Origin of the sequence: Paenibacillus sp. NEAU-GSW1 (assembly GCF_009737085.1) — a bacterium.
In the GTDB taxonomy this organism is placed as follows: Bacteria; Bacillota; Bacilli; order Paenibacillales; family Paenibacillaceae; genus Pristimantibacillus.
In genome coordinates, this window is record NZ_WOVL01000009.1 from 180,340 (window position 1) to 188,202 (window position 7,863).

At 52.9% G+C, this 7,863-nt stretch carries 6 protein-coding genes and 1 pseudogene; 3 read left to right on the plus strand and 4 right to left on the minus strand.

Annotated features, from left to right (window positions below; translation table 11 throughout):
* The 3 genes from GOM71_RS09270 to GOM71_RS09280 all read right to left on the minus strand — a co-directional run bounded on the left by GOM71_RS09270 (position 1) and on the right by GOM71_RS09280 (position 2,329).
* Positions 1-906 carry an NAD(P)/FAD-dependent oxidoreductase gene (locus GOM71_RS09270; RefSeq protein WP_156280178.1) on the minus strand — a complete coding sequence of 302 codons (906 nt, stop codon included), beginning with the start codon at positions 904-906 and terminating at the stop codon, positions 1-3.
* A 143-nt stretch (positions 907-1,049) separates the two neighbouring features.
* Positions 1,050-1,511: a hypothetical protein gene (locus GOM71_RS09275; RefSeq protein ID WP_156280180.1), complete on the minus strand. Its 462-nt coding sequence runs from the start codon at positions 1,509-1,511 to the stop codon at positions 1,050-1,052.
* Positions 1,508-2,329: a phosphotransferase family protein gene (locus GOM71_RS09280; RefSeq protein ID WP_156280182.1), complete on the minus strand. Its 822-nt coding sequence runs from the start codon at positions 2,327-2,329 to the stop codon at positions 1,508-1,510. Before GOM71_RS09280 ends, GOM71_RS09275 begins: the two co-directional genes overlap by 4 nt.
* Positions 2,330-2,531: 202 nt before the next feature.
* Here GOM71_RS09280 and GOM71_RS09285 point away from each other — a divergent pair, with 202 nt between their 5' ends.
* Complete coding sequence (locus GOM71_RS09285) at positions 2,532-3,557, plus strand: acyltransferase family protein (protein WP_156280184.1); 1,026 nt, start codon at positions 2,532-2,534, stop codon at positions 3,555-3,557.
* Between the two features lie 12 nt (positions 3,558-3,569).
* On the opposite strand, the gene GOM71_RS09290 is transcribed toward GOM71_RS09285, so the two are convergent.
* Positions 3,570-5,372, minus strand: a complete 1,803-nt coding sequence (locus GOM71_RS09290) for an ABC transporter ATP-binding protein (RefSeq protein ID WP_156280191.1) — start codon at positions 5,370-5,372, stop codon at positions 3,570-3,572.
* Positions 5,373-5,567: 195 nt separating this feature from the next.
* Between GOM71_RS09290 and GOM71_RS09295 the strand changes: the two genes are divergently transcribed.
* Positions 5,568-6,533 carry an AraC family transcriptional regulator gene (locus GOM71_RS09295; protein WP_173275434.1) on the plus strand — a complete coding sequence of 322 codons (966 nt, stop codon included), beginning with the start codon at positions 5,568-5,570 and terminating at the stop codon, positions 6,531-6,533.
* 72 nt (positions 6,534-6,605) lie between these two features.
* Positions 6,606-7,286, plus strand: a pseudogene (locus tag GOM71_RS09300) (family 43 glycosylhydrolase); the annotation flags it as partial.
* Positions 7,287-7,863 lie beyond the last annotated feature (577 nt).

The window sequence follows — 7,863 nt, forward strand, 5'->3', positions numbered from 1 at the left end:
CTAGAAATCAGCGTGCATTAACTCGGCGTTGACGCCCATTGCCGCTCGGCTTCCGCCCGCTGCCGCCGCAATGAGCTGCGCAGGCACAATAACTGAAGCGTCGCCTGCAGCGTAGACGCTATCGACGCTTGTCCGGCCGAAATCGTCGGCCGCTATACCGCCATGCTCATTTAGCGCACACCCTAACTGCTCCGCAAACGAACCCGAATGCTCCCACTTCGTCGTAACGAAGCCGCCGGTGCGCGCAATTTCTGCGCCATCCTCAAAAACAACGCCGGAAAGCTTGCCGCCTGAGCCCTTCAACGATTGGATCCGCTGTCCGTAAACCTGAATGCCCTTGCTGCGCAGCTTCGCCTCGCGTTCAGCGTCAAGCGCTTCTCCGCCGTTCAAGCAGATCGCCAGATCCTTGCTCCACTGATAGACCATCATCCCCATATGGAATGCGTGATCGGCAGTATCTACGATAGCGACCAGCGGCTGATCGCGCTGCTCCCAGCCGTCGCAATAAGGGCAGCTGAACAACGATTGGCCGTAATAATCCGCAATCTCCGTAATAGCCGGAAGCTGCTCCTTCAAGCCCGTCGCTATTATAACGGTTCGCGCCGTATATGTATCTCCTGTTTCCGTCTCGATTTCGAACAGCGACGCGCCCTTTTTCGCAATGGCTGTTACCCTTTTGGCTGCAATCTCGATGGACGGATATTTGCTCAGCTCCTGATGCGCAATCGCCCGAAACTCGACAGGCTTAACGCCGTCTCTTGTAATAAAGCCATGCGACTCGCGGGTCACCGCATTTCTCGGCTTATTGTCGTCAAACAGCACAATGCTTCTTCTTGCTCGTCCAAGCACCAGCGCGGCATTCAATCCCGCCGGGCCTCCCCCGATAATGGCGCAATCTAATCGCATATAAGAACAGCTCCTTACTCCGTTTCCTCTGCAAGCTCCGAAATTTTCCTGTTTTTAAGTATTGCTCCATCTGCTGCTCAGCATTCAATGGCAAAGAAATAGGAAACAGGCGCCAATCTCCTGTTTCCTCCTATCGCGCTCCATTAAATCTTGTTATGTTTCTTGTAGCTCTCAATCGCACGGCCCAGTTGCTCGCCGTACTTTGTTTCCTCGGTCGCGGCAACGATCCCTGTTGACGGCTGAACGTTGTAATAATAAAGAATCAATTGATCGTCTGCGCGGAAAAAAATCGGCGAGAACGAGCTCATAATCAGCTGCTGTTTCTGTCTTTCCTCATATGCGGCGTTGCACGCTTCGCTCGTATCATAGTCATATACGTAGAGCCGCTCTTCCGCAGACAAGCTGAATAGGCGCGGTCGAACGCCGTTCACGTCGACGCGGTCCGATTCTTTCGCTTCAGAAGCGGTGTATGCGATATTTTCGGAGGCAAGCGCTTGCTCCAGTGTCAGATCCCCGCTCTTTGCGTCAGGCCAAACGACCGCCGTCACTCCAGCTGTCAACAGAACAAGAAACAAAGCCGCACCTGCAATATAGCCTTTTTTCACGTTAACATCCCCTCTTCGATCATGGTAAGCAGCCATTCCCGCTCGCCCGGCACGTTCTCCCTCAATCGTTCTGCTGCGACCGGGACCATCCATCGCTCGATCGCTTCTCTGCCGACGCCCATAAGCTCGCAATAGCGCTGTATGTAAGCTTCGTTCAGCTGAATTTTATACGACATAATCATCTCCGTTGTTGCGCCTGGCACTTCTGCCGGCAAATAAGGGCTCAGAAACATAAGTGAGGTTCGCGCCGCATCTCCGGCCGGATTGCCTGCATGGGCGTTCATCCAATCAATTGCCTTTAAACCTGCCGCAGTCCGAACGATATTATCCGGATGCAGGTCGCCGTGGCATATGCTAACCGACGAACCTTCTCCACTTATTGTAAGTGTTCTCAAATATTCAAGTACAGGACCTAATTTTCCCATCAACAACCCTTCGGATGCGTGAATGCCTTCTTCCAAACGCTTCTCCTGCCTAGGCAAATCCGGCGCTTGGCACCGGTGGATCGCTGCATGAAGCTCCGCCATCTCGCGTGCGATCTCAACGCCTCTCTCCAAATGAGCAATCATTTCGCGCGAAAGCGGTACGCCGTCGATGCGCTCCATAATGACGCCAAACCGCTGCTGATGCTCCATTATCCCGTAAATGGCCGGAGCCGGCGCACCGGATTGCTGAACCGCCCCGGTAACCCATCGCTCATACTCCGCCCATCCTCGATCCGCGCCTTCCTTATACAGCTTGACGACCCGGCCTTCCTCCCATTCCAAAACCTCGGCTGTCATGCCCTTCCCTAGCAGCTTGCCCGGCGTTTTATCCATACGTTCTTATCCTCCCTTATTCCCGTTCTGTTCGGACTCTAGATACAACTATCTTCCATTCTAAAACGAACTGGAAAATACGTCCATAAACTGCGGGACTCAAAGACCTACGGAATTGAACGTATCCGCCTATTTTCGAGCTTTTTCGAATGGATTATCGTTAAGTAGAAAGGAAAATTATAGAATCGAATGGAGGGAATTCGTGAAGGAACGCAAAAAATGGATCGATGTCGCCCGCGGCCTCAGCATTATCCTTGTTGTTATGGGACATGCCGGCAACGAGCTTATCAATCCTTATTTGGGCTGGTTCCGCATGCCGCTGTTCTTCCTGGTGAGCGGACTGCTGTTCAAAGAGGTGCCCGCCTTGGGCTATTGGCGCTGGGCTGTAAAACGGGTTCGTTTTTTTCTCGTTCCCTACTGCGCTTACGGGATTTGCATCGCTATTCTTGTAGCGTTGAAGATGCGTGATTTGTCATCCATACCGAAAGACTTGCTGCTGCTGGCTTATGGCGGCACGGTGCTGGGCGGATGGTACGGTGTCTTTTGGTTCATTACCTGCCTGCTCGTCGTCCATTTGCTTATGGGCTATTTATCCCGCTTTTCTTTGAAAAAAGCGGCTATCGCCGTCGCCCTATGCTATGCGGCCGCCCATGCCGTCAGCATGTCGCCGATGGCGGGCTGGGATATTCCGTGGAACGCCGACGTCGCGCTGATGGCAATCGTATTCTTTTTCCTCGGCTATATCGGCAAAACCTGGCTGCCCGAGCTGCTGGACAAAGGCTCAGCTTTTATTCCCGCGCTTATGGTATGGTTCCTTGCCGCAGGTCTGAACATGGGCGGCTTGTGGACCTTCCGCATCGACATGAAGTACAAAATCTACAATCAGCCGCTGCTCGACCTGATCGTTCCCATCGCCTGCGTGCTCGTCGTGCTCCAGCTATGCTACTGGGCGTCGCGGTATAAAGCATCTAATGCGCTGGCGTTTCTCGGCACCGTCACGATTGCAATTATGTACCTTCATGTTCCGGTTAATATTGTGCTGGAATACGGGCTTGGCCTGCAATACGGCACGTTCGTCTTTACCGCTGCGGGCGTCATCATACCGCTTGGCATCGCATGGCTTCTGTCGCAGTCGAAGCTGCTCTCCATGCTGTTTCTTGGGCCGAACGGCTTCGGAAGAAAAAAAGAAAAGCCCTCGGGACAGCGGCAAGCGCTGGCCGAAGGCTGATTGGATGTGCAGCTATAGGTTTTTCAGCTTGTAAAACTCGCCGCGTTTTTCCAAAAGCTCGTCATAGGTGCCCATCTCGATAATTCGGCCCTTTTTCATGACGACGATGCGGTCCACATTGCGGATCGTCGAGAGGCGATGCGCGACGATAAACGTCGTGCGTCCCTCCATCAGCTGCTCCATCGCCTGCTGCACATGCTTCTCGCTAATGTTGTCCAGCGCGGATGTCGCTTCGTCGAGAATGATGATGCGCGGATCGCGGACAAGCGCACGGGCAATAGCGATCCGTTGGCGCTGGCCGCCGGACAGCCGTCCGCCATGCTCGCCAACCTTCGTATCCAAGCCTTGGGGCAGACTGTCGATGACATCCTGCAAATTCGCCATCCATACGGCCTGCTTAATGCGTTCCTCGGGAATGTTAGGCAGGCCGTATGTAATATTTTCACGAATCGTACCGGAGAAAAGAATGTTGTTCTGCAGAACGATCGCGAGCGACTGCCGGTAACGCTTCATCGCAAGCTCATCCATCGGTATGCCGTCAATCCACACCTTCCCTTTCTGCGGACGATAGAAGCCAATTATAAGGTTTAGAATCGTCGATTTGCCGGAGCCGGATTCGCCGACAAAAGCGATTTTCTCGCCGGCGCGCACATGCAGCGTCAAATCCTCGAGCACATGGCGATCGGCATTTTTATATTGAAAAGCAACGCCCTCAAACTTGTATTCGCCCCGGATGACGTCCGGTTTCACGCGCCCCTTATACTCCTCCGTTTCAGGCGACATCACGATCTCCGATACGGAATGCAACGATTCGAAGCCTTTCACCAGATTCGGATAAACGTTTAGAATTGCATTGACCGAGCCGACCATCATGCCGAAAAAGCCCTGGTACATGACGATGTCGCCGATTTCCATATAACCGCGATAAGCCAAATATCCGGTGAAGAACAAGCAGCCGACCTGGAAAAGCTGAAAGCTGACCCAGCTCGTCGAGCCGAAGTACGCCTCCAACACGTCAAGTTGATGTCCCCGCTGCCTAATATCCTGAAGCGCGCCGTCGACCTTGCGGATTTCGACATCCTCCAATCCGTGCGCCCGCGTGACGGGAATCATCTCTACCGTCTCCGACACTTTGCCGGACATTTCTTCAATATTGCGGCGCACCTCGCGGTTGCGCTTAGACATCCGTGTTTGGAAAACACGGACTAGCATAATCGCCGCCGGTCCCATCAGCACGAAGAACAAGGCGACAATCCAGCTGTGATACAGCGTAATGCCGATTATAATAAATAAATTGATAAATGCCGGTATGATCTGCATCATCATTTGCCGCGACAGAAAATCGATCGCTTCAACGTCCCGCAGCACCTTAGCCTGAAGCTTGCCGCCGCTCAAATCGCCGTGATAGCTGAGCGACAGCTGCTGCAGCTTGCGAACGAGCGTGCTCCGCAGCCCGGCCTCTACGTGGCGCACCGCTTTACTGATATAGCTGATGTGCAGCGTATGCGTCGGTATGTTCTGCGCGATGACGGCGACGATGATGATCAAGTTGAGCCAGAACTCGCTCATCGCGTGCCTGTCTGGATAGCTAATAATGTTAATAATATTAGCCGTTATAATCGGCAGCACGAATACCGGAGCCGACTTGATCGCGTAGTATACCGCCGATAATATGATCTTGCTCCAATGATCGCGATACAGGCTTAACAGCAAACGAAGCGGCTTCGGATTTTGTCCGATTTCGCTTTCCTGCTCAAATCGTTTCGAATAGTCCAGCGACAGCTCTGCGGCCGCAGCGGCATTTGTTTTCCCCATCTTCTCTTCACCCGCTTTTACCTTTAAAATAAAGGCATCTCTATAGTTTTCCGTTTATGAGACGCTAAGCGCTCATTCGTTATTAGTCACAAGTATAAAGCGCATTACGGCGATCTGCCATCACATTTTCGGTCGTTTCAGCAAAAATGATTTAACATAATGGGACATCAAAATTCAGAAAGCAGGTGCATCCTTGTGGCTGAAAATTTAAACAAAATTGGACTGTCGACGAACCATCGCAATCCTTATATCCGTTCGGAAGCATGCCTGTTCGGCTCGCATACCGGCGTAGCCAAGAAGGGCTGGATTTGCGGACGGCATGTCCACCACATGATGATCGAGTTCAATCTGGTGCTGAGCGGCAAGCAGCGGACAACGATCGGCGGCGTGGAGTATGTGCAGGAGGAAGGCGATTTGCTCGTCGTTCCGCCGATGCAGCTGCATGATTTTCGTGTAGATGATTCCGAGGAAATGCATTACTTCTGCATGCATGTGCAGCTTCCCGACCCTTATTTCATCGAGCTGCTGGAACGGGAAAATAAAGGGCTGTACCGGACCGGCCATCCGATCAATGAAGCGCTTGTCCCTCATATTCGCAAAATGGCGCAATTGCTCTCCGGCGAGCTGAATTCGCGGATCGAGCTGTTTGCCGAGCTGTATGCGATTGCCTGGGAGCTGGAGCAGCGCCTAAGCCAGCAGCAGCGGGGAAAGGACTACGAGTGGAAGCCCTCGCTCCCTTATTTGATCGCGAAGGAAATCGAGAAGCTCGTCCTTGTTAATGGCGGAGACAATGTCGCTAAGGGGGCGGGAGCACGAGAGAAACGGAGCGCAGATGACGCGGATACGGATTCGGATTCGGAGTATAACTGGCTGGAGCGTATTGCGGGGAAGCTTGGCATAAGCAGGCGCCATGGCTACCGCGTATTCCGCATTGCGTACGGCATGTCGCCGCGTGAATATTTAATGGTGTTGAAACGGCAGGAAGCGATGCAAATGCTCGCAGCCAGCACCGATACGATCGAGTCGATCGCGTTTCGGATCGGCTACGAGAACGTGCAAAGCTTCAGCCGCCAATTCGTCGAATGGACCGGCCGCACCCCCGGCGAATTCCGCAAGCATGAACGCGACACCGTGCGCCATTTGACGCCGCTGGAGGTGTGAAGGAGATTAGGATTAGCCCCTGCCTGCACCTGAAAAATTACGGGGGCTAGAGGCTAGGGGCAAGTACAGCTAAATAGCGAATACCTGCAACAGCTCTTTTGCAGGTATTCGCACGACCCTTCGGTGCTTCGCGCAGACGATTCCTACTATGTGTTTGGCTCGCATCTGGCATCGGCCAAATCTGACGATTTGATGACCAGGAAGCAAATATCGAACGGCGTTCAAAGCGGCAATCCGCTCATCCCAAACGTACGGTCAGAACTGAAAGAGACGTTCGAATGGGCGAAAACGAATACGTTGTGGGCTGCCGATGTCATCCAGCTCGCTGACGGCAAATTTTATATGTACTACAATGCGTGCAAGGGAGATTCTCCATTGTCCGCGTTAGGTGTAGCGGTAGCGGATAGCGCTGAAGGGCCTTATAAGGATTTGGGCATTATTTTAAAATCGGGCATGCCGGGGTAAGCGACGATGGGACAAAATACGACGCGACTGTACACCCTAACGTCGTCGATCCCGACGTTTTCTTTGACAAGGACGGCAATCTGTGGATGGTTTACGGTTTCATACTCGGGCGGCATCTACATTCTTACCCTGGACCCGACGACAGGAAAACCGCATCCGGGACAAGGCTACGGCAAAAAGCCGCTGGGAGCCAATCGCAGTCGAATTGAAGGAGCTTACATCATGTACAGCCCGGAGACCGAATATTATTATCTCTTCCTCTCCTACGGCGGACTCGACGCAACGGGCTCTTGTAAGGCCAGTTTTGGCCTTACAAGTGTTCTCTGCTGCTAGTTCGACTCTTATTAGGCCAATTTTGGTCTTACGTTGGAGGTTGTCGGGAGGGCGGTACGGTTGGCGGCACTTGTAAGGCCAATATCGGACTTACAGGTGTTCTCTGCTGCTAGTTCGACTCTTGTTAGGCCAATTTTGGTCTTACGTTGGAGGCTAGCGGGAGAGCGGCACTCTTGGCGGCACTTGTAAGGCCAATATCGGACTTACAGGTGTTCTCTGCTGCTAGTTCGACTCTTGTTAGGCCAATTTTGGTCTTACGTTGGAGGCGAGCGGGAGAGCGGCACTCTTGGCGGCACTTGTAAGGCCAATATCGGACTTACAGGTGTTCTCTGCTGCTAGTTCGACTCTTGTTAGGCCAATTTTGGTCTTACGTTGGAGGCGAGCGGGAGAGCGGCACTCTTGGCAGCACTTGTAAGGCCAATATCGGACTTACAGGTGTTCTCTGCTGCTAGTTCGACTCTTGTTAGGCCAATTTTGGTCTTACGTTGGAGGCGAGCGGGAGAGCGGCACTCTTGGCGGCGGATAGGTAGAA